General features: G+C 56.3%; 17 protein-coding genes. 12 read left to right on the forward strand and 5 right to left on the reverse strand.

The window, feature by feature from the left end:
* Positions 1–23 precede the first annotated feature (23 nt).
* On the reverse strand, positions 24–1394 hold the full coding sequence (gene envZ, locus WG891_RS17930) for a two-component system sensor histidine kinase EnvZ (protein WP_337263973.1): 1371 nt from the start codon (positions 1392–1394) through the stop codon (positions 24–26).
* The gene (ompR, locus tag WG891_RS17935; protein ID WP_004709363.1) at positions 1391–2110 is read right to left on the reverse strand and encodes an osmolarity response regulator transcription factor OmpR; all 720 of its coding nucleotides are present in this window, start codon (positions 2108–2110) and stop codon (positions 1391–1393) included. The genes envZ and ompR overlap by 4 nt, the downstream gene beginning before the upstream one ends.
* Before the next feature lie 367 nt (positions 2111–2477).
* Here ompR and greB point away from each other — a divergent pair, with 367 nt between their 5' ends.
* From greB to WG891_RS17960, 5 genes are all read left to right on the forward strand, one after another.
* A complete protein-coding gene (gene greB, locus WG891_RS17940) occupies positions 2478–2954 on the forward strand; it encodes a transcription elongation factor GreB (RefSeq protein WP_076943219.1) in 477 nt (158 codons plus the stop codon).
* A 101-nt stretch (positions 2955–3055) separates the two neighbouring features.
* Positions 3056–5395, forward strand: coding sequence for a Tex family protein (locus tag WG891_RS17945; protein ID WP_337263974.1), 2340 nt, complete (start codon positions 3056–3058; stop codon positions 5393–5395).
* 250 nt (positions 5396–5645) lie between these two features.
* Complete coding sequence (gene feoA / locus WG891_RS17950; RefSeq protein WP_076943217.1) at positions 5646–5867, forward strand: ferrous iron transporter A; 222 nt, start codon at positions 5646–5648, stop codon at positions 5865–5867.
* A gap of 81 nt (positions 5868–5948) precedes the next feature.
* The gene (gene feoB, locus WG891_RS17955; protein WP_337263975.1) at positions 5949–8264 is read left to right on the forward strand and encodes a Fe(2+) transporter permease subunit FeoB; all 2316 of its coding nucleotides are present in this window, start codon (positions 5949–5951) and stop codon (positions 8262–8264) included.
* Complete coding sequence (locus tag WG891_RS17960) at positions 8264–8503, forward strand: FeoC-like transcriptional regulator (protein ID WP_076943215.1); 240 nt, start codon at positions 8264–8266, stop codon at positions 8501–8503. Before feoB ends, WG891_RS17960 begins: the two co-directional genes overlap by 1 nt.
* 12 nt (positions 8504–8515) lie before the next feature.
* Here the strand turns inward: WG891_RS17960 and bioH are convergent, their stop codons facing one another.
* Complete coding sequence (gene bioH / locus WG891_RS17965) at positions 8516–9286, reverse strand: pimeloyl-ACP methyl ester esterase BioH (protein WP_337263976.1); 771 nt, start codon at positions 9284–9286, stop codon at positions 8516–8518.
* 44 nt (positions 9287–9330) lie between these two features.
* Between bioH and gntX the strand changes: the two genes are divergently transcribed.
* Both gntX and nfuA read left to right on the forward strand, forming a co-directional pair.
* Positions 9331–10014, forward strand: coding sequence for a DNA utilization protein GntX (gene gntX, locus WG891_RS17970; protein WP_337263977.1), 684 nt, complete (start codon positions 9331–9333; stop codon positions 10012–10014).
* 58 nt (positions 10015–10072) lie between these two features.
* Positions 10073–10648 (forward strand): Fe-S biogenesis protein NfuA, encoded by a 576-nt coding sequence (nfuA, locus tag WG891_RS17975; protein ID WP_076943212.1) that lies wholly within the window; start codon positions 10073–10075, stop codon positions 10646–10648.
* Positions 10649–10683: 35 nt separating this feature from the next.
* On the opposite strand, the gene malQ is transcribed toward nfuA, so the two are convergent.
* On the reverse strand, positions 10684–12765 hold the full coding sequence (malQ, locus tag WG891_RS17980) for a 4-alpha-glucanotransferase (protein ID WP_337263978.1): 2082 nt from the start codon (positions 12763–12765) through the stop codon (positions 10684–10686).
* 9 nt (positions 12766–12774) lie between these two features.
* Complete coding sequence (gene malP, locus WG891_RS17985) at positions 12775–15180, reverse strand: maltodextrin phosphorylase (RefSeq protein WP_337263979.1); 2406 nt, start codon at positions 15178–15180, stop codon at positions 12775–12777.
* Between the two features lie 533 nt (positions 15181–15713).
* Here malP and malT point away from each other — a divergent pair.
* The 5 genes from malT to WG891_RS18010 all read left to right on the forward strand — a co-directional run bounded on the left by malT (position 15714) and on the right by WG891_RS18010 (position 21951).
* Positions 15714–18428, forward strand: coding sequence for an HTH-type transcriptional regulator MalT (gene malT / locus WG891_RS17990; RefSeq protein ID WP_337263980.1), 2715 nt, complete (start codon positions 15714–15716; stop codon positions 18426–18428).
* 324 nt (positions 18429–18752) lie between these two features.
* Complete coding sequence (locus WG891_RS17995; protein WP_337263981.1) at positions 18753–19730, forward strand: autotransporter family protein; 978 nt, start codon at positions 18753–18755, stop codon at positions 19728–19730.
* 98 nt (positions 19731–19828) lie between these two features.
* Positions 19829–20155, forward strand: coding sequence for a thiosulfate sulfurtransferase GlpE (gene glpE / locus WG891_RS18000; protein WP_337263982.1), 327 nt, complete (start codon positions 19829–19831; stop codon positions 20153–20155).
* Between the two features lie 145 nt (positions 20156–20300).
* Positions 20301–21137 (forward strand): rhomboid family intramembrane serine protease GlpG, encoded by an 837-nt coding sequence (gene glpG / locus WG891_RS18005; protein WP_337263983.1) that lies wholly within the window; start codon positions 20301–20303, stop codon positions 21135–21137.
* 55 nt (positions 21138–21192) lie between these two features.
* Complete coding sequence (locus WG891_RS18010) at positions 21193–21951, forward strand: DeoR/GlpR family transcriptional regulator (protein WP_037402883.1); 759 nt, start codon at positions 21193–21195, stop codon at positions 21949–21951.
* Positions 21952–22448 lie beyond the last annotated feature (497 nt).

Raw genomic sequence — 22448 nt, forward strand, 5'->3', positions numbered from 1 at the left:
CCGAGCCACGGCCCGGTCAAGAGTTATACCGTGTCTTTCACCGTCTGTTGGCCGTTAAGCAATTCCCCGCTTTCCATCGGCAATGGAATATAGGCGCGGATGCGCAACCCACCGCGTTCGCTGGTGCCGATATCCAATACCCCTGCGTGAGCATCAATAATACGCTGCACGATCGCCAGCCCCAGGCCAGTGCCGCTGGTGCTGCGCGCGCTGTCGCCGCGCACGAAAGGTTGGAACAGGTGTTTGAGCTCTTCCGGCTTGATACCCGGCCCATCATCTTCCACCTGGAACCAGCCGCGTTGCAGCTCGCGCCCGCTGCTGACCTTGATCCAGCCATTGCCATAGCGAGCCGCATTCACCACCATATTGGCCGCCGCGCGCTTGATTGATAACGGATGCACATTCATCATCAGTTCGCCCGGCAGTATGTCGGTTTCGATCACCCGCTCATAGCCACTTTCTGCCGCCACCACTTCACCCAGAATAGCGTTCAGATCGCTAAGCTCGGTCTGCATTTCCTGGCCGGTACGCAGGTAATCAATAAACTGCTCGATGATGGCGTTACATTCTTCAATGTCTTTATTGATCGACTCCGCCAGATAGCCATCTTCGGTGCTCATCATCTCCGTCGCCAGCCGGATGCGCGTCAGCGGCGTGCGCAGATCGTGACTCACCCCGGCCATCAGCAGCGTGCGATCGTCAGCGAGTTGCTTGACGCCGGACGCCATCTGGTTAAACGCACGGGTCACGGAACGCACCTCAGAGGCACCATATTCACGCAACGGCGGCGGAATAATCCCTTTCCCCACCTGCAAAGCAGCGTGTTCAAGCTCGACCAAGGGCCGGTTCTGCACGCGGATAAACAGCCAGGCACCGCCGATCGCCAGCAGCATAATCGCCAAGGTGTAGCGGAACAGCGGCGAGAAGTCGCCCTGGTGGATTTCGGTCAGCGGAACGCGCACCCAGATATCCGGCTGCAGCCAAGTTTTCAGCCATACCACCGGTGAGTTTTTATTCACCTCAACGCGGACGTCGGTCGGCCCCCCCAGTTGCTGCGCCATCTGCTGGCTGAGGAACTGGTAGTGCTGCGCCCAGCGCAAACCGCTCTCCTCCGCCGCAGCGTTGGTATACAGGGAAATGCCCAGCTCACGGTAGATTTCGCGGCGGAACGCCGGCGGCACTTCAAGCAGCGTACCATCTTCCAGTTGCAGCCGGTCGGTCATCAGCATACGGACTTCATACGCCAGAACCTTGTTGAACTGCTGCAGGCTGGGCAGGATGGCGAAGTTGAGCACCACCAGATAGGTCGTCACCAGGCTGACGAACAGCAGGGTGACGATCAACAGCAAAGTTCGGGCAAACGAGCTACGCGGTGAAAAGCGCAATCGCTTCATGCCTTACTGCCGTCCGGTACGAAGACATAACCCAGGCCCCAAACGGTCTGAATATAACGAGGATGGGCCGGATCTTCCTCCACCATGCGGCGCAGGCGGGAAATCTGCACATCGATGGAACGCTCCATCGCGCTGTATTCACGACCACGGGCCAGGTTCATCAGCTTATCGCGTGACAGGGGTTCGCGCGGGTGGCTGACCAACGCTTTCAGCACCGCGAACTCACCGCTGGTGAGTGGCATAGGCTCATCTTCCCGGAACATTTCGCGCGTCCCCAGGTTCAGTTTGAATTTACCAAAGGCGATTACGGCTTCTTCCTGAGAAGGTGCCCCTGGCAATTCATTGGCCTGACGGCGCAACACCGCTCGGATACGGGCCAACAGTTCACGCGGGTTGAACGGCTTGGGAATGTAGTCATCGGCGCCAATTTCCAGCCCGACGATGCGATCCACTTCTTCCCCCTTGGCAGTCACCATAATGATCGGCATCGGGTTACTCTGGCTGCGCAGACGGCGGCAGATAGAAAGCCCGTCCTCCCCCGGCAGCATCAGATCCAACACCATCAGATGGAAAGATTCACGCGTCAGCAAACGATCCATTTGCTCAGCGTTGGCCACGCTACGCACCTGAAACCCTTGTTCCGTTAAATAACGTTCTAAAAGCGCACGCAAGCGCATGTCATCGTCGACGACCAGAATCTTATGATTTTCTTGCATTGTGTTACTCCCAAAGGCGGTATTGCCTGATTCTAGGCTGTGACACGTACCGGTACGTGGCAACGGTTTGGCAACAGCCTCGTATTGTTAAAAAACCCTGTCATTACTGACAGCATTTAATGGTATACATTCTAGCCGAAATTGTTACAAAGCTTATTCTTTTGCCCAGATATCAACTATTTTCACTCAAGTCTCAGGCTAAGGCTCGTCAAAAAGCCCTGCGATTTAATGATTGTTTACCCAGACAGCAGAATCACCAAAACAGCCATTTTGGCAGTGTACGTCAGAGATGCCGATAAAAAACTCACCCAACGGCTCGTTTATGCGAAAATCCCCAGATTAACAGCTGGCCGCAAGGTGGATAACGATGAAAACATTGCTGATTACCCGTGAGGGATACAACAAGCTGAAGCAGGAGCTGGACTTTCTCTGGCGTGAAGAACGCCCGGAAGTAACCAAAAAAGTGACCTGGGCCGCTAGCCTGGGCGACAGAAGCGAAAACGCCGATTACCAGTACAACAAAAAGCGGCTGCGTGAGATCGATCGCCGCGTGCGTTATCTCACCAAATGCCTCGAGCAGTTGAAAATCGTTGATTACTCACCACAACAGGAAGGCCGCGTATTCTTTGGTGCCTGGGTTGAGATCGAAAACGATGACGGCGATATCAAACGCTTTCGCATCGTCGGTTACGATGAGATTTTTGGCCGCAAAGACTATATCTCCATCGACTCACCGATGGCCCGCGCGCTGCTGAAAAAGGAAGTGGGCGACAGCGCCACGGTGCAAACCCCGGCAGGCGAAGCTTTCTGGTCGGTCAATGCGATCACCTATGTGAAAGAATGAGGGCCTTTTTCAGCCCGCGCCCCGCTGCGCTGGCATTTTATCCCTGCAAAACGTATAACTATCCCCCTATTTGATTATCGTGCTGAACAGATACCCGACTTATGAATGACCCACTGAGCCGCATTATTGCAACAGAATTGCAGGCCCGGCCGGAGCAAGTTGACTCCGCCATCCGTCTGCTGGATGAAGGTAATACCGTGCCGTTTATCGCACGCTACCGTAAGGAAGTCACCGGAGGCCTGGATGACACCCAACTGCGCCAGTTGGAAACCCGCCTGGGTTATCTGCGTGAACTGGAAGACCGCCGCCAGACCATCCTCAAGTCCATTGATGAGCAAGGTAAGCTGACCGAACAGCTGGCTGGGGCAATTAACGCCACCCTGAGCAAAACAGAACTCGAAGACCTTTACCTGCCGTACAAACCCAAACGCCGCACCCGTGGGCAAATTGCCATCGAAGCCGGCCTGGAACCGCTGGCCGATTTGCTGTGGCAGGATACGCAACAGCAGCCGGAACAGGCGGCTGAACGCTATGTCGATGCCGACAAAGGCGTGGCCGATGTGAAAGCAGCGCTGGACGGCGCGCGCTACATCCTGATGGAACGCTTCGCCGAAGATGCCACGCTGCTGGCCAAAGTGCGTGATTACCTGTGGAAAAACGCCCATCTGGTGTCCAAGGTCGTCGAAGGCAAAGAAGAGGAAGGCGCGAAATTCCGCGATTATTTCGATCACCACGAACCGATTGCGCAGGTGCCTTCACACCGCGCGCTGGCGATGTTCCGCGGCCGCAATGAAGGGGTGTTACAACTGGCGCTGAATGCCGATCCGCAGTTTGAAGAAGCGCCGCGCGAAAGCCAGGGCGAGCTGATCATCATCAATCATCTCAATCTGCGCCTGAACAAAGCGCCGGCAGATGCCTGGCGCAAAGCGGTAGTTAACTGGACCTGGCGCATCAAGGTGCTGATGCACCTGGAAACCGAGCTGATGGGCACCCTGCGTGAACGTGCGGAAGATGAAGCGATCAACGTTTTCGCCCGCAATATGCACGATCTGCTGATGGCCGCCCCGGCTGGCATGCGCGCCACCATGGGCCTGGACCCAGGCCTGCGTACCGGCGTTAAAGTGGCGGTGGTGGATGCCACCGGCAAACTGGTGGCGACCGATACCGTCTATCCGCACACCGGTCAGGCCGCCAAAGCCGCTGCGCTGGTTGCCGCACTGTGTATCAAGCACAAGGTCGAGCTGGTGGCGATCGGCAACGGTACCGCTTCCCGCGAAACCGAGCGTTTCTTTGCCGAGCTGCAGCAACAGTTCCCGGAAGTCAAAGCGCAGAAAGTGATCGTCAGCGAAGCCGGGGCTTCGGTCTATTCCGCTTCCGAACTGGCAGCACAGGAATTCCCGAACCTCGACGTTTCCCTGCGCGGTGCGGTGTCCATTGCTCGCCGTTTGCAGGATCCGCTGGCTGAGCTGGTGAAAATTGACCCGAAATCCATCGGCGTTGGCCAGTACCAGCACGACGTCAGCCAAAGCCAATTGGCGAAAAAGCTGGATTCGGTGGTGGAAGACTGCGTAAACGCCGTCGGGGTGGATCTGAATACCGCCTCCGTGCCTCTGCTGACCCGCGTGGCCGGCCTGACGCGCATGATGGCGCAGAACATCGTCACCTGGCGTGATGAAAACGGCCGTTTCAGCAACCGCGAGCAACTGCTGAAAGTCAGCCGCCTGGGGCCAAAAGCCTTTGAACAATGTGCGGGCTTCTTGCGTATCAACCACGGTGATAACCCGCTGGATGCCTCAACCGTGCACCCGGAAACCTATCCGGTGGTAGAACGCATTCTGGCCGCGACCCAGCAGGCGCTGCAGGATCTGATGGGCAACCCCAACGCTATCCGTAATCTGAAAGCCAGCGATTTCACCGACGATAAATTCGGTGTGCCAACCGTTACCGACATTCTGAAAGAGCTGGAAAAACCGGGCCGCGATCCGCGCCCAGAATTCAAAACCGCCACCTTTGCAGAAGGCGTGGAAACGCTGAACGATCTGCAAGTGGGCATGATTCTGGAAGGTTCAGTGACTAACGTCACCAACTTTGGCGCGTTTGTGGATATCGGCGTGCATCAGGATGGCCTGGTGCACATCTCCTCGCTGGCCGACAAGTTCGTTGAAGATCCGCATACCGTGGTGAAAGCGGGTGATATCGTCAAAGTGAAGGTGATGGAAGTCGATCTGCAGCGCAAGCGCATTGCACTCAGCATGCGCCTGGATGAGCAACCGGGCGAGGGTTCACCACGCCGTGGTGGCGGTGGCAACAACAGCGCACCAGCGCGCGACAACGCCGCCCGCCCGCCGGCCAATAAAGCCGCGAAACCGCGCAGCAGCACCCCGGCAGGCAACAGTGCCATGGGCGATGCACTGGCCGCCGCGTTCGGTAAAAAGCGTTAAGCCTCAAGACGGGCGGAGTTCGCTCCGCCCTCTGCCACACAATATTTCCACTCACTTTTTGATGCATCGCAAGAAAGTAGTACAATTACCGCTCAATATCCCTTCTTTTTGTATTGCTTACGATAATCGTTCTCACTATTATTGTGCTGCATGTCTATTGCGGCCCCATTTACCCCACCTCGGGTAGTCTGGGCAACACTGTTTTGAACATGACGTTCCAGCGAACGCTTTGAATACCCAAGAAGGTAACATGCATCTTCTTCCTAAACAGACGTATAAAATCGCCGGTTTCTCCAGTGAAATCAGCCCCGCGTACCGGCAGAAGCTGCTGTCGCTCGGGATGCTGCCCGGCTCATTGTTTGAAGTTATCCGCGTTGCACCGCTCGGCGATCCGATAGAAATCAGAACCCGCCGCGTCAGCCTGGTGCTGCGGAAAAAAGATTTGGACCTGATCCTGCTCGACGGCCAGTAATCACACGCCGCCCCCCGCCTCAGGCTTTTGCCGTGCCTCTGTGCATGGCCGGTACTTAATTTACTGATATCACGTTGGATTATGAAGAAAATTACCATTGGCTTGATAGGTAATCCGAATTCAGGGAAAACCACGCTGTTCAACCAGCTCACTGGTGCACGTCAGCGGGTGGGTAACTGGGCTGGGGTCACGGTCGAACGTAAAGAAGGCCAGTTTACTACCCCGCAATCGCAGGTCACTCTGGTCGATTTGCCCGGCACTTATTCGCTCACGACCATCTCCGAACAAACCTCCCTCGACGAGCAGATCGCCTGCCATTACATCCTGAGCGGCGATGCTGATTTACTGATCAACGTGGTGGATGCGTCAAACCTGGAGCGTAACCTCTACCTGACGCTGCAACTGCTGGAGCTCGGCATTCCCTGCATTGTGGCGCTGAACATGCTGGATATCGCCAGAAGTCAGCATATCGAGATTGATATCGCCGCACTGTCTGAGCGCCTGGGTTGCCCGGTGGTGCCGCTGATCTCCACCAAAGCCGACGGCATTGGCGTGTTGAAGCAGATGATCGACAATCACCGTTTCAATCAGCTCAAAGCGCTGGTGGCATACCCGCCACTGCTGCTAGACCAGGTCAACGCCTTGACCGAAGCCATGCCGCAGAATCTGCCCACCGAACAGCGCCGCTGGCTGGCGCTGCAGATGCTGGAAGGGGATATCTATAGCCACCAGCTAGCTGGTGAAGCTATCGCTCTGCTGCCGCAGGCCAGGCAAGCGCTGCAACAGCAGCAGCAGGAAGATCCGGCGCTGGTCATAGCCGATGCCCGTTATCAGTCGATCGCCGCCATTTGCGATGCGGTCAGCAACGCGCAGCAGGCATTGCCAAACCGCCTGACTGAGATGCTGGATAAGGTGATCCTCAACCGCTGGCTCGGCGTGCCTATTTTTCTGCTGGTGATGTACCTGATGTTCCTGCTGGCGATTAACATTGGCGGGGCGCTGCAACCGATCTTCGATCTCGGTTCGGCGGCGATCTTTATCCAAGGGATCCAGTGGCTTGGTTACACCCTGCATTTCCCTGAGTGGCTGACCATTTTCCTGGCGCAGGGCGTCGGCGGCGGGATCAATACCGTGCTGCCACTGGTGCCGCAGATCGGCATGATGTACCTGTTCCTGTCCTTCCTGGAAGATTCCGGCTACATGGCACGCGCCGCGTTCGTTATGGATCGCCTGATGCAGGCGCTCGGCTTGCCGGGGAAATCTTTCGTGCCGCTGATCGTCGGCTTCGGCTGTAACGTGCCGTCGATCATGGGTGCCCGCACGCTGGATGCCCAGCGCGAACGCCTGATCACCATCATGATGGCTCCCTTTATGTCCTGCGGCGCACGTTTGGCGATCTTTGCCGTGTTTGCCGCCGCCTTCTTCGGCCAGGACGGCGCTGGCGTGGTGTTCTCGCTGTATATGCTGGGCATTGTGGTCGCGATCCTGACTGGCCTGGTGCTGAAATACACCATTATGCGCGGTGAAGCCTCACCATTTGTTATGGAACTGCCGGTTTATCACGTCCCACACCTGAAAAGCCTGCTGCTGCAAACCTGGCAACGGCTGAAAGGCTTTGTGCTGCGCGCCGGGAAAGTGATTGTGATTGCCAGTATCCTGATCGGTGGCCTGAACAGTTTCTCTTTCAGCGGCAAGCCGGTAGACAGCATTAATGATTCAGCGCTGGCCTCGGTTTCTAAAGTGCTCACGCCATTGCTGCAACCGATGGGCGTTCACAGCGATAACTGGCAGGCGACCGTCGGTTTGGTCACCGGGGCGATGGCCAAAGAAGTGGTGGTGGGTACGCTCAACACGCTTTATACCGCCGAACACCTCACCAATCAGCCGTTCGACGCCGCCAGCTTTAACTTACTAGATGAATTGACCACAGCCGTAGATGAAACCTGGCAAGGCCTGAAGGACACTTTCAGCCTCAGCGTACTTTTTAACCCTATCGAGGCCAGCAAAGGCGATGGCGAAATGGGCGCTGGCTCCATGGGGGTCATGAGCAGCAAATTCGGCACCTCGATTTCGGCCTACAGCTATCTGATCTTCGTGCTGCTGTATATCCCCTGTGTTTCGGTGATGGGCGCTATCGCTCGCGAATCAAGCCGTGGATGGATGACCTTCTCCATCCTGTGGGGGCTGAACGTCGCTTATTCATTGGCCACCCTGTTCTACCAGACGGTGACCTTTGCCCAGCATCCGCAATACAGCCTGGTGGCGATCCTGTCAGTGTTGGCCTTTAATGCCTTGCTGCTCTTGGCATTGCGTAAAGCCCGCAGCCGCGTCACCATCCGCCTGCGCAGCGCCACGCCCGCCGCCTGCTGCCAAAACCCGCAAGGGGATTGCCACTGATGGCCAGCCTGCTGCAACTCCGTGATGCGCTGGCCCTACGGGGCAGCGCCCAGGCGCAACAGTTGAGCTACCAACTGGCGACGCCGTTGCCACTGGTTGAGGCTATGCTGGAGCGTTTAACCGCGATGGGGAAAGTAGAGCGTATTGAACAAGATAACAGCGAATGCCTGAGCGGCAGTTGCAAGAACTGCCCAGAAGGCGTCGGGTGCAGCACGGTGGTTTATCGTTTGAAAAACTGAACACCGCCGCACTTAACGGCTGGCAGTAAACTGATGAATAATATCGGTGAACTCCTCTGGATGAGAAACGAAAGGCGCATGGGCCGCTTTGGGGATCACCACCGAGGACGACTGCGGCCAGCACTCATCCAACAGCGTTGCCACCTTACGCGGTACCAAACCGTCCAGATAACCATAAATACGCAGCACCGGCATCGTAGGCTTGGCCAACAGCTGGCGTTGATCCACAGTGCGCAGCATATCAAGCCCGCCGTTGAGCACCGCGACACTCGGCATCGGTTGATTCAGCACTACGGTTTTTAGCAAGCGCGCATCCTGGCGGGCGCTTTCACTCCCCAGAGTTTGCAGCGCCAGAAAACGCTCTACGGTGCGTTTGAAGTCTTGGCTGAGTTGCTGCTGGAAACCGCTCAGCACGTCGGGCCGGATCCCCGGCCAATCCTCCTGTGCGGCAAAACAGGGGGAGGAGGCCACGGTGATTAATCCGGCTACCCGCTCAGGCTGCATCAGTGCAACCTGCCCGGTCACTAGCCCACCCAATGACCAACCCAGCCAGTAAGCGCGCGCAGGGGCCGCCGCCAGCAGAATGTCCGCCATCTGCGGCAGCGAGAGTTCGCCATACCCCTGGCTGCGGCCATAGCCAGGCAAGTCGACCAGGTGCACGCGAAAATGCGGCGTCAGTCGATCCAACGTGCAACTCCATACTTCCGCATTCAATCCCCACCCGTGCAGCAGCACAAGATCGCGATCGCCTTCACCTAGGGTTTGCCAATACAGCGCTGTCATCAGTTATTGTCCTTCTGAAACTCGTTCCGTCACGGAGGACGACTATGCTATCAATCTATGGCCGCTGTTGGCTATGTCGGCAACCATTAAGGCTGCTGCAGCAGGGGATCTGCAGTTATTGCCTGCGTGAGTTGCCCGCCAAACCACTGAGCTGCCCGCGCTGTGGTTTGCCCAGCGGCGATCGGCACCGGCCTTGCGGCCGCTGCTTGCAGCAGCCACCGCCCTGGCAGGCATTGGTTTTTGTCAGCGACTACTGCCTGCCACTCAGTACCCTGATCAAACGCTTCAAATTTCAGCGTACGCCGGAATTGGCCCCGACGCTGGCCCGGCTGATCCTGCTGCATTGGCTACAGGCTCACCGAGAGCAACATCTGAACAGACCGGAAATCATTTTAGCGATACCCTTGCAGGATAAACGCTGCTGGCGGCGGGGTTATAATCAGAGCGATCTGCTCGCTCGGCCCTTGGCGCGCTGGCTGGGGTGCGAATATCGGCCCGCCGCGCTGCGCCGGATCAGGGAGACCTCACCGCAGCAAGGGTTAATCGCTCGTACGCGGCGGCGTAATTTACGCGGCGCATTCCGTTGCGATGAAAACCTGGCAGGAAAGCATGTGGCACTGCTGGATGACGTGGTGACCACCGGCAGCACAGTGGCAGAAGTCGCTAAATTATTGCAGAAACAGGGCGTCGCATCATTGCAGATCTGGTGCGTCTGCCGCACATTGTAGTACCACCGCAATGGGCGTATTATATCCTACTATAGCAGTCAACTATTGAGTCAATGCCATGATCCGTATAACAGATGCAGCACAGGAACATTTTGCCAAACTGTTGGCAAACCAAGAAGAAGGTACCCAGATTCGCGTATTCGTGATTAATCCGGGTACGCCAACGGCGGAATGCGGCGTTTCCTATTGCCCGCCAGATGCGGTAGAAGCAACAGATACCGAACTGAAGTTCGAAAAACTGTCTGCTTACGTTGATGAGCTGAGCACGCCGTATCTGGAAGACGCCGAAATCGACTTTGTCACCGATCAGCTCGGTTCCCAGCTCACACTGAAAGCGCCAAACGCCAAAATGCGCAAAGTCGACGACAATGCTCCGTTGATGGAGCGCGTGGAATACGTGCTGCAATCGCAGATCAACCCGCAGTTGGCAGGCCACGGTGGCCGCGTCTCGCTGATGGAGATCACCGATGACGGGCTGGCTATCCTGCAGTTCGGCGGCGGCTGCAACGGTTGCTCAATGGTTGACGTGACGCTGAAGGAAGGGATCGAGAAAGAGCTGCTGCAGAAGTTCCCGGAGCTGAAAGGGGTACGCGATCTCACCGAGCATCAGCGTGGCGAGCACTCTTACTACTAATATGCTTAGGGCGCCAGTACGGCGCCCTCATTTCATTACCCTACCGACACCTTTTTGCGCCGCTTATCCAAGTCCTTCAGTAAACGGTTCACCTGCCGATCGGCAAACATCTCTTCCAAGGTATGGCTCAGCTTGCGCCGCCAGTTTGGGTACTCGCTGCTGGTGCCCGGGATATTGACCGGATCGGCCATATCCAGCCAATCTTCCGGCTGCAGGCCCAGTAACGCACTGGCACTGTCCGCTACGTAACGCTGTAAACCGCGGTTCAACAACGGGCTCATCGCCAGCAACGCGGCCTTTTTGCCCACCTTCTGCGGCACACAGCCGTAACGGTGCAGCCCATCCAGCAGCCCCTGCTTGGCACGTTCACGATCGGCAAACAGCGTTTTGAGCACCGCGGCATCCGGGTATAGCCCCAGCGTTTCACCCAGCGTTAAATCACCGCTTTGCCAGTAACCGCGCAGCGTGGGAAGATCGTGCGTGGTAATGGTGGCCATCGCCTGCACCGGATACGACTGTGGCGCACGGAACTGGTTCTCGCTGTCGTGCTCGAAATACAGCACCTTGTAAGAGTAGACCCCGCTGTCACGCAGCTTGCCGACGATCTCCACCGGCACAGTGCCAAGATCTTCACCAATCACCATGCAGCGATGGCGCTGGCTTTCCAACGCCAGCAGCGCCAGCAGATCGTCAACCGGGTACTTAACGTAAGCGCCATGATCGGCAGTCTCCCCATACGGGATCCACCACAACCGCAGCAGCGCCATGACGTGATCGATACGCAAAGCGCCGCAACTGGTCATATTGGCACGCAGCAAATCGATAAACGGCTGATAGCCGCGCGCGACCATCACATGGGGATCCATCGGCGGCAGGCCCCAGTTTTGCCCCAGCGGACCAAGGATATCCGGTGGAGCCCCGACAGAGGCCCCCAGGCAATACAGCTCACGCTCACACCAGGTTTCAGCACCGCCTTCTGCCACGCCCACCGCCAGATCGCGGTAGAGGCCAATCGGCATCTGCTGCTCCTGGCTCAGGCCGAAACATTCGGCAAACTGGCTGGCGGCCAGCCACTGCAGCCACAGATAGAAGCTCACTTCATCCGTATGCTGTTGGCAAAACGCCTCTACGGCGGCGCTATTACCCTGCCGATACTCTTCCGGCCAGACCGGCCAGCCCCACATGTTGTTATCGCTGGCAGAAAGATGCGCGTGCAGCGCATCGAAGGCCGCCTGTTGATACAGACTGCTGCCTCCTTCACTCACGAAATGTTCAAACGCCTGCTTCAACGCATCACTGGCCTTGCGCGCCTGAAACTGTGGAAAAGCCAGCTTCAGCGCCGCCAGCTTCAACTGGGTGACTGCGCTGTAATCCACACGTTCGCTGCCGCGCGCTTTCGCCAGCAGCTTCTGCGTTGCCGCCTTCTGCCACCATTTCTGCGCGGCCGCGCTGCGCTGGAAATCCTCCACCGCGTTAACGTCGATATACACCACGTTCAGCCAACGGCGTGACGAAGGGCTGTACGGGCTGGCACTTTCCGGGCTGGCCGGGTACAGCGCGTGGATAGGGTTTAGCCCGACAAAGGCACCGCCGCGCTTCCCCACTTCGCTCACCATCACGCGCAGATCGCCAAAATCACCAATACCCCAGTTGCGATCGGACCGCAGCGTGTAGAGTTGCACGCAGGCCCCCCACAGTTTTTTGCCGGTCATCAAGGCTTTAGGTTCGTAACAGCGTTTCGGCGCCACAATCAGCCGACACTGCCACTGCTGCTCCCCCTGCATCAGTTGGAGCAGGTGGTAGCCCTGTGGCAGTTTCCCTGCCAGGGTCAAGGTTTTACGCGCGCTGGCACGGCCCTGCTGCTGGCTACCGTCCTCGCATTGCAGCACCCAGTGGTACTCACCGCTGCCGCCCAGCGGCAATACCACCGGGCTGCCGTGATAAAACACTTTCACCACCGGTAACGGTGCCTCTTCCGGGCGGAGCGAGGCGCTGTTCATCGCGTCCAGCAGCTTACGTTTGGTTTCCGGCGAAATCGCCTGCTGTTTACCATGGGCATTGATGTAATCAGCCGCAATCCCTGCCTGAGAGGCCGCCTGATCGATAGCTTTACTCATTCGTACTCCTTAACGCTTGGCTTGCCAGATACGCTGCTGATAGTCGCGGATCGAACGATCCGAACTGAACATGCCCACGCGCGCGGTGTTAAGGATAGTGCGGCGCGTCCACTCATCGCGGTCACGATACAGTTTGTCTACCTGCCGTTGAGCTTCACAGTAAGAGGCAAAGTCTGCCAGCACCAGATACGGGTCGCCGCCTTCCAGCAGGCTGTGCAGCATCAGATCGAAAGCGTGTTTGTCACCCTGGCTGAAGGCACCGCTGGCCAGTTCGTCCAGAATCGCTTTCAGATGCTTGTCTTTCTTACGGTAACTCAGCGGATCATAACCCTTCTTCAACAACGCCTTAACCTGCTCCACGGTGTTGCCGAAAATAAAGATATTGTCTTCGCCTACCTGTTCAGCAATCTCAACGTTGGCCCCGTCCAGCGTCCCGACGGTCAACGCCCCGTTCAGCGCCAGCTTCATATTGCCGGTGCCGGACGCTTCTTTACCGGCGGTGGAGATCTGTTCAGAGACATCGGCCGCCGGGATCATCAACTCTGCGACCGAAACGCGATAGTCAGGAATAAACACCACTTTCAGACGATCTTTCACGATCGGATCGTTGTTGATCTTCTCCGCCGCCTGGTTGATCGCATAAATGATGTTTTTTGCCAGGTAGTAACCCGGAGCCGCTTTGGCACCGAACAGGAACACGCGCGGCACCATATCCATCTCCGGGTTATCGCGCAGTTGGCGATACAGCGACAGGATATGCAGCAGGTTCAGGTGCTGACGCTTGTATTCATGCAGGCGTTTAATCTGCACGTCGAAGATCGCATCCGGGTTAAGCGTCAGGCCCATCACACTGTGCACGTAATTGGCGAGAGCCACCTTGTTTTCACGCTTAATCTGCTGATACTGCTGGCGGAATGCCGCATCGTCGGCATACTTTTCCAGGCCTTTCAGCGCATCCAGATCGTTGGCCCACTCCACCTTTAACGTGTTGTCGATCAGGGCGGATAACGCCGGGTTACACTGCTTCAGCCAGCGGCGCGGGGTGATACCGTTGGTGACGTTGTGGAATTTGTTCGGCCACAGTTGGTGATATTCCGGGAACAGATCCTTCACCACCAGATCCGAGTGCAGTTGTGCCACGCCGTTAACCGCAAAACCGCTGACGACGCACAGGTTCGCCATGCGCACCTGCTTGTTATGGTGCACCGCCAGTTTGGCCCAAACGGCGTCATCGCCCGGCCAGTGTTGGTCCACCAGCTTTTTAAAGTTGGCGTTGATCTGCTTGATGATCGAGAAGTGGCGTGGCAGCAGGCTGCGCACCAGCTTTTCATCCCAGCATTCCAGGGCTTCCGGCATCAGCGTGTGGTTGGTATAGGCGAAGGTCTTGCTGGTGATCGCCCAGGCCGCGTCCCAATCCATCTGATGTTCATCCAGCAGGATACGCAGCATTTCCGGAATGGCGATAGTCGGGTGAGTATCGTTCAGCTGGATCACTTCGTACTTCGGCAGATCGGCAATCTTGCGGCCCGCCAGGTGGTGTTTGCGCAGAATATCCGCCACCGAACAGGCGCACTGGAAATACTGCTGCATCAGGCGCAGGCGTTTGCCAGCCTGATGGTTATCATTCGGATAGAGCACTTTGGTCAGCTTGGCCGCTTCAACGCCCTGCTTTTCTGCCTGCAGGAATTTACCGTCGTTGAAATCGTTCAGATCGAACGGATGTGCGTGCGTCGCCTGCCACAGGCGCAGCGGCTGGGTCACCCCGTTGCGGAACCCCAGCACCGGCAGATCCCAGGCTTCGCCACGCAGGGTGAATGCCGGGTGCCATTGCTCGCGGCCATCGGCCAGCTTTTCGACTTTACCGCCGATACCGACGTCCACCGCCAGCGCCGCATTGTGGCGGAACCACGGATAGCTTTCACGCTGCCAGTTGTCTGGCGCTTCCTGCTGGTGCCCGTCTTTGAACGACTGGCGGAACAGGCCATACTGATAGTTCAGGCCATAACCGGTGGCCGGTTGTTCCACCGTCGCCATTGAATCGAGGAAGCAGGCCGCCAAACGCCCCAGCCCGCCGTTACCCAGCGCCGGATCGGTTTCCTGCTCCAGCAAATCCGCCAGTTTAACGTCCTGCTCAGCCAGCGCCGCTTCAACCGTATCGTACCAGCCAAGGTTGATCAGGTTATTGGCGGTCAGGCGGCCAATCAAAAACTCCATCGAGATGTAGTTCACATGGCGCAACGACTTGCTGCTTTTACGCGGCGCAGGCTGTGCGGCCAGTTGCTCGGCAAGCGCAGCGCTCACGGCTTCCCACCATTGATGTTGGGTCATCTGCTGTGCGGAACTGAGGCCAAAACGCTGCCACTGACGAGTCAGCGCAGCCAGAAAAACGTCCTTTTTGAGCATAGGCTGTGACATAGGAAAAACTCTCTATCCGGTAAATGGGCCAATTTTTTCACTATCGTGCCGGGGAGAACGCGCCACGGCATCATCCCGCCTGGGGATTAGCGAGGGAGGAGCGTTGGGGCGTAGTTAGAATTGTGATCTCGGGCACTTTTTACCCCCGATAAACGCGCCATTGAGGCTCCCGTTGCGCACAAAAACAACGACAGCATAAGGCATAGTGACGTTTACATAGTGGCCTGCGGCGCTGAAGTTTTGTTCTTATCTCGTCAGGCAGAAAAATCACCGCTACAGTTATCGAGCGCTGTTAAACGTCACGCTAGAAAAGCAGCCTGCCAGCGAGCATGAAAAGTGTGATCGATAGCAACTTAACTCCAAGCCAAAGCGGAAGCTTGTTGCAATACTTTTGGCGATGTTCGAAGTTATTGAGGGGGATTAATTACGAGCTACAAAATAATTAATATTACCCCGGCCCCGAAGAAGATTCGCGACAAAAAACTTCGGGCAGTCCTTCGGCGGCGGGAACCGCACTTTACACCTGGAATATTATGCTGATCCCATCAAAACTGAGCCGTCCGGTACGGCTGCAAAATACCGTGATACGCGATCGCCTGCTGGTGAAGTTAGCCAGCGCGGCAAATTATCGCCTGACATTGGTCAATTGCCCGGCAGGATATGGAAAAACCACGCTGGTTGCACAATGGGCGGCGGGCAAGTCGGATCTCGGGTGGTACTCACTGGATGAAAGCGACAACCAGCCAGAGCGCTTCGCCAGCTACCTGATCGCCGCACTGCAACAGGCTACCGGTGGGCACTGCGTGAAGAGCGAAGCGTTAAGCCAGAAACACCAGTACGCCAACCTGTCTGCGCTGTTCGCGCAGTTGTTTATCGAGCTTTCCGACTGGCATCACCCTCTCTATCTGGTGATTGATGATTATCATCTGATCACCAATGACGTGATCCACGAAGCGATGCGCTTCTTCCTGCGCCATCAGCCGGAAAACCTGACGCTGATCCTGCTGTCGCGCACGCTGCCCGCTCTCGGCATCGCCAACCTGCGGGTACGCGATCAACTGCTGGAGTTGAGCACGCAGCAGTTAGCCTTCACCCACCAGGAGGCCAAACAGTTCTTCGACTGCCGCCTGAGTTCACCGCTTGAACAGCATGACAGCAGCCGCCTGTGTGACGAAGTGGAAGGCTGGGCCACCGCGTTACAATTGATCGCACTTTCTGCCCGTCAATCGGCCTCTTCCGCGCAGCAGTCCGCCAAACGCTTGGCCGGGCTGAACGCCAGCCACCTTTCCGACTACCTGGTGGACGAGGTGCTGGATCGCGTCGATGCCGATGCCCGCGCCTTCCTGCTGCGCTGTTCGGTATTACGTTCGATGAACGATGCGCTGATCGTGCGCCTGACCGGTGAAGATAACGGCCAGCAGCGTCTCGAAGAACTGGAGCGCCAAGGGCTGTTTATCCACCGTATGGACGATACCGGCGAGTGGTTCTGCTTCCACCCGTTATTCGCCTCCTTCCTGCGCCAGCGCTGCCAGTGGGAGCTGGCGCTGGAGTTGCCGGGCCTGCACCGTGCCGCTGCCGAAGGCTGGCTGGCGCTCGGTTACCCGGCAGAAGCCATTCACCATGCGTTGGCGGCCAGCGACGTCAGCATGCTGCGCGATATTCTGCTGCAGCACGCCTGGTCGCTGTTCCACCACAGCGAGCTGGCGCTGCTGGAAGAGTGCCTGAATGCGCTACCTTACGATCGCTTAATCCAAAACCCGAAGCTGGCGCTGCTGCAGGCTTGGCTGGCACAAAGCCAGCACCGCTACAGCGAGGTTAACACCCAGTTGGAGCGCGCCGAGCAGGCCATGCGCGAACAGAAGATCGCCATCGACCAGACCTTGCACGCCGAATTTGATGCACTGCGCGCCCAGGTGGCGATCAACGCAGGCAAGCCAGAAGAAGCCGAACGGTTAGCCACCGAAGCGCTGAAATTCCTGCCGCTTTCCAGCTATTACAGCCGCATCGTCGCCACCTCGGTGACCGGCGAGGTTCACCACTGCAAAGGCGAACTGGCGCGTGCGCTGCCGATGATGCAGCAGACCGAACAGATGGCTCGCCGCCATCAGGCTTACCATTACGCGCTGTGGGCGCTGTTGCAGCAAAGCGAAATCCTGATCGCCCAGGGGTTCTTGCAGGCCGCTTACGAAACGCAGGAAAAAGCCTTTGAGCTGGTGCGCGAACAGCATCTGGAACAGTTGCCTATGCATGAATTCCTGCTGCGTATCCGCTCGCAGGTGCTCTGGTCGTGGTCACGGCTGGATGAGGCCGAAGAGGCGGCGCGTGAAGGGCTGAAGGTGCTGGCCAACTACCAGCCGCAGCAGCAGTTGCAATGCCTCGCCATGTTGGCGAAATGTTCCCTGGCGCGCGGCGATCTGGACAATGCCAATGCCCATTTGCAGCGTTGCGAAGTGCTGCTGCATGGTTCGCAATATCACCGTGATTGGCTGACCAACGCCGACAAACCGCGGGTGATCCATTGGCAGATGACCGGAGATACCCTTGCGGCGGCCAACTGGCTGCGCCATACCGAAAAACCGGGCATGGCCAACAACCACTTTATGCAGGGCCAATGGCGTAACATCGCCCGCGTGCAGATTATGCTCGGCCAGTTTGAAGAAGCCGAAGTGGTGCTGGACGAGTTGAACGAGAACGCCCGCCGCCTGCGGCTAGTCAGCGATCTCAACCGCAACCTGCTGCTCAGCAACCAGCTTTATTGGCAGATGGATCGCAAAAGTGATGCGCTGCGGGTGTTGATCGAAGCGCTGGCGCTGGCAAACCGCACCGGGTTTATCAGCCACTTTGTGATTGAAGGGGAAACCATGGCGCAACAACTGCGTCAACTGATCCAACTCAACACGCTGCCGGAGCTGGAACAGCACCGGGCACAACGTATTTTGCGCGATATCAACCAGCATCATCGCCACAAGTTCGCCCATTTTGACGAGAGCTTTGTCGATAAACTGCTAACCCATCCGCAGGTGCCGGAACTGATCCGCACCAGCCCGCTGACCCAGCGTGAATGGCAGGTGCTTGGCCTGATTTATTCCGGTTACAGCAACGAGCAGATCGCCAGTGAACTGGCGGTGGCGGCCACCACCATCAAAACCCATATTCGTAATCTGTACCAGAAACTGGGGGTGGCTCACCGACAGGAGGCGGTGCAACAGGCGCAACAGTTGCTGAAAATGATGGGGTACGGGGCGTAAAGGCTGTCCTCTCAATACTTCGCGTGGCCTCCTCAGGGGGCCGTCGAGGGCCTGGAGGTGCTGCGGCTTGAAAGAGGAAAGGGATCGCGTAATAAACCCTATTACCGATAAGGTGTATACCCAAAATAATTCGAGTTGCTTGTAGGCGGCAACTGAGCGAAGCCCCAGGAGCTTACTCAGGTAAGTGACTGGGGTGAACGAAGGCAGCCAACACCCAAGCAACTTGAAGTATGAAGGGTATATTCTTATTTTGTCGTATGCCCAATGACATTAACGCTTCCTGTCAGTAATATTGCGTAATATTTTCCATAAGGAGTTGGAATAATGGCAATAATAAGGACATTCCTCATTACCGCTGGCCTTTTTCTGGCTATTTCCCCCGCCATCGCCAGTGACGATACGTCTACAGATTATAGCCCTCCCGCAGATGCCGGAAGCTATTTGGGTAATCAGATAGCCGCCCGTTCGTTATTTTCCCAAACCTTACATCAGCGGAAATCCTCTCCAGGCAGCGATCAATTATGGCTACGCGCCTCCGGTTATCACACGAAAAATCTGAGTGCCGCCGAGGGTAATTTACCGATCGATATAGATCGCCAGGTGTTCCAATTGGGCGGGGATGTCTTTGCTTCTCAGCAAGACAACGCGGAATGGAGCATGGGCCTTATGGCCGGTTATGGCCGCGCTGATAGCGAGTCGCACGCCGTAAATACAACCTCCGATGGTAGAGTCAACGGCTATTCGCTCGGCATCTATAGCACCTGGTATCAGGACAGTAACAACCATGACGGTGCCTATATTGATTCATGGCTACAATATTCCTGGTTTAATAATCGTGCAGGCCAAAAGGATTACAACAGCAACAACTTCAGCCTCTCGTTGGAAACCGGTTATGCTTTTCAACCGTTCTCACAGTGGGAATTAATTATCGAGCCTCAGCTCCAGCTTATTTATAATGATTTCCGTACTGATAATTACCGTGATACCACAGGTATATTCATTCAGCAAAGTGATGCGCCAGATTTCACCTCACGGGCAGGCATCCGTTGGTATAGCAATCAAGACGACAATATTACCGCCTATCTGGCCACCAACTGGTGGCACAATAATGGCAGCAATGCGGTCTCTTTTAATGATGCGCGAATAGAAGCTGCCTCCCTGAATAATCTGTTCGAAGTGAAAGCCGGGATAAAAACGCCAACCACCAGCTCATTCCAGATTTGGCTGGAAGGCGGCAGCACCATGGGCAGCAATAGTTACCAGGATTATGGGGCTTCGTTAGGCCTGAGCTACCGCTGGTAATCTGCCGTTCAGAAAACCCACAGAGTTGCTCTGGTCATAAATGAGGGGGATTTGGTTACACTCATCAGTGTCCCCCAATTACGAGGCAGTCTGAAGTTATGGAACAGTTTGAAGCGATCGGCGTTGAGCAGGCCTATACCCGTTGGCAAGAAGGCAGCGCAACGCTGGTTGATATCCGCGATCCGCAAAGTTTCGCCGCCGGGCATGCACCAGGTGCATTTCACCTCACCAACGCCAGCCTGCCAGCTTTTATGCAGCAAAATGAGTTCGATCGCCCGGTGATGGTGATGTGTTACCACGGTAACAGCAGCCGCAGCGCCGCGCAGTACCTGTTGCACCAAGGGTTTGATGCGGTTTACAGCATCGACGGCGGCTTTGAAGCCTGGGCCCGCCAGTTCCCGCAGGATGTCGAAACCTCCGCCTGACTCTTCGCCGGTCGCCTATTTGGGCGGCCAGCTCAATTCTCCGCTGTTTTTTTCGCTGCGTGCAGTATTTCAACGGTATAATCTGCCATCAGCGCCGCAGAGGGCTAAACTCGCGGATAAAATCATTTAATTAGACGGAAAATCCATGGTTCGAGTGATCGCCGTATCCAACCCTCGCCTGGCGCAAGCCTTTGTTGATTACATGGCTACACAAAGCATCCAGCTTGAGATCCGCAATACCAGCGAGGCCGCAGAAATCTGGCTGGCGGACGACGGCCACTTGGAACAGGTGCAACATGAGTTGCAGCAGTTTCTGCTCGATCCCATGAATAGCCGCTATCAGGCGGCCAGTTGGCAGGCCGGCAATACCGACGCCGGTTTGCACTACCAACAATTCTCTTATCTGCAGATCATCCGCAGCAAAGCCGGGCCGCTGACGCTCACGGTCATGTCGCTGTGCATTCTGGTGTACATTCTGATGCAGGTGCTTGGGGATGATACCGTGATGTACTGGCTCTCCTGGCCGCAGAACAGCTCGCAATACGGCCAACTGTGGCGCTGGTTCAGCCATGCCTTCCTGCACTTCTCGCTGCTGCACATTACCTTTAACCTGCTCTGGTGGTGGTATCTCGGTGGCCCGGTAGAAAAACGCCTCGGCACCGGCAAACTGTTCGTGATCGCCGTGGTTTCGGCCTTTTTCAGCGGCTGGGCGCAATCCCTGTTCAGCGGTGCGCTGTTTGGTGGGCTTTCCGGCGTGGTTTACGCGCTGATGGGCTATGTCTGGCTGAGCGGCGAACGCAATCCACAATGCGGCCTTAATCTGCCACGCGGTTTAATGGTGTTTTCCGTGCTCTGGCTGGTCGCTGGCTATTTCGATATTTTAGGAATGTCGATCGCCAATGCGGCACACGTGGCCGGTTTAGTGTTAGGGTTATTAATGGCATTTTGGGATACGCGCCATCGTGCGCACCACCAACAATAACAGCCGGATACCTTGAGAAAGACGGCAGGTACATCAGGCGATTTAGGGGATTATCGTGAAGCAGACACAGCGTCATGACGCCATTATCGAATTAGTGCGTCAGCAAGGTTACGTCAGTACGGAAGAGTTGGTCGAGCATTTTGCCGTCAGCCCGCAAACTATTCGCCGTGATTTGAATGACCTGGCCGACCAGAACAAGATACAACGCCACCACGGCGGCGCGGCGCTGCCGTCCAGTTCGGTCAACGCCGCCTATCACGATCGCAAAGTGATGTGGTCGGCTGAGAAAGCGCGCATCGCCCAGCGCGTTGCCAGCCAGATCCCCGATGGTGCTACGCTGTTTATTGATATCGGCACCACACCGGAAGCGGTGGCCCATGCGCTGATGAATCATAAAAACCTGCGGGTAGTCACTAACAACCTGAACGTTGCCACCCTGCTGACCGCCAAAGAAGACTTCCGCCTAATCCTGGCCGGTGGTGAAGTGCGCACCCGCGACGGCGGTATCATGGGGGAAGCCACGCTGGACTTTATCTCTCAATTCCGCCTGGATTACGGCATTCTCGGCATCAGCGGTATTGATATGGACGGTTCGCTGCTGGAGTTTGACTATCACGAAGTGCGCACCAAGCGCGCGATTATCGAAAACTCCCGCTGCGTGATGCTGGTGACCGACCACTCCAAGTTTGGCCGTAATGCCATGGTGAATCTGGGCAATATGAACCTGATTGACTATCTGTTTACCGATCAGGCTCCGCCGCCCAGCGTGATGAAGATCATCGAGCAATATGATGTGCAATTGGAACTGTGTTGATCTCTTTACCGAAAGAGATGTTGGCATGCATTCTAAACACATTGATAAATAAAAATATTTGCAAGGGCTGTTAAACAGGCCCTTCATTTCTCGTCTCAATTCTTACCCTGAATAATCTGGAATGGGGTAAATAGCAAATTAGCTAACCGCATCACAAAATTAACAAGAAAATAACAAAAGCTCTGATAATCGCACAAACACCTGATATTCGCCCTTGTCGGTGAAATTTTCATCCCCTAAGTTAACCACAGGCCCTGGTGCTTAACAGCAAAATAACCCACACATTCAGGAGTAATGCTTGTCAGTTAAGGCTAACCAGTCCCCTCTCCCTTGGGGAGAGGGTTAGGGTGAGGGGACGATCACCGCACGACTTGCCCCTCACCCCGGCCCTTGTATGTTTGTAGTTGATGTAAAAAGATAGGTTGTACCGTGTTCTTACCCGGCGTGGCAGCACGTACGCCCTCTGGGACACCAAGCCCGTGGGAGAGCTTATTGCG

The sequence above is a fragment of the Serratia sp. MMO-28 genome, assembly GCF_037199905.1.
Lineage (GTDB): Bacteria > Pseudomonadota > Gammaproteobacteria > Enterobacterales > Enterobacteriaceae > Chania > Chania oryzae.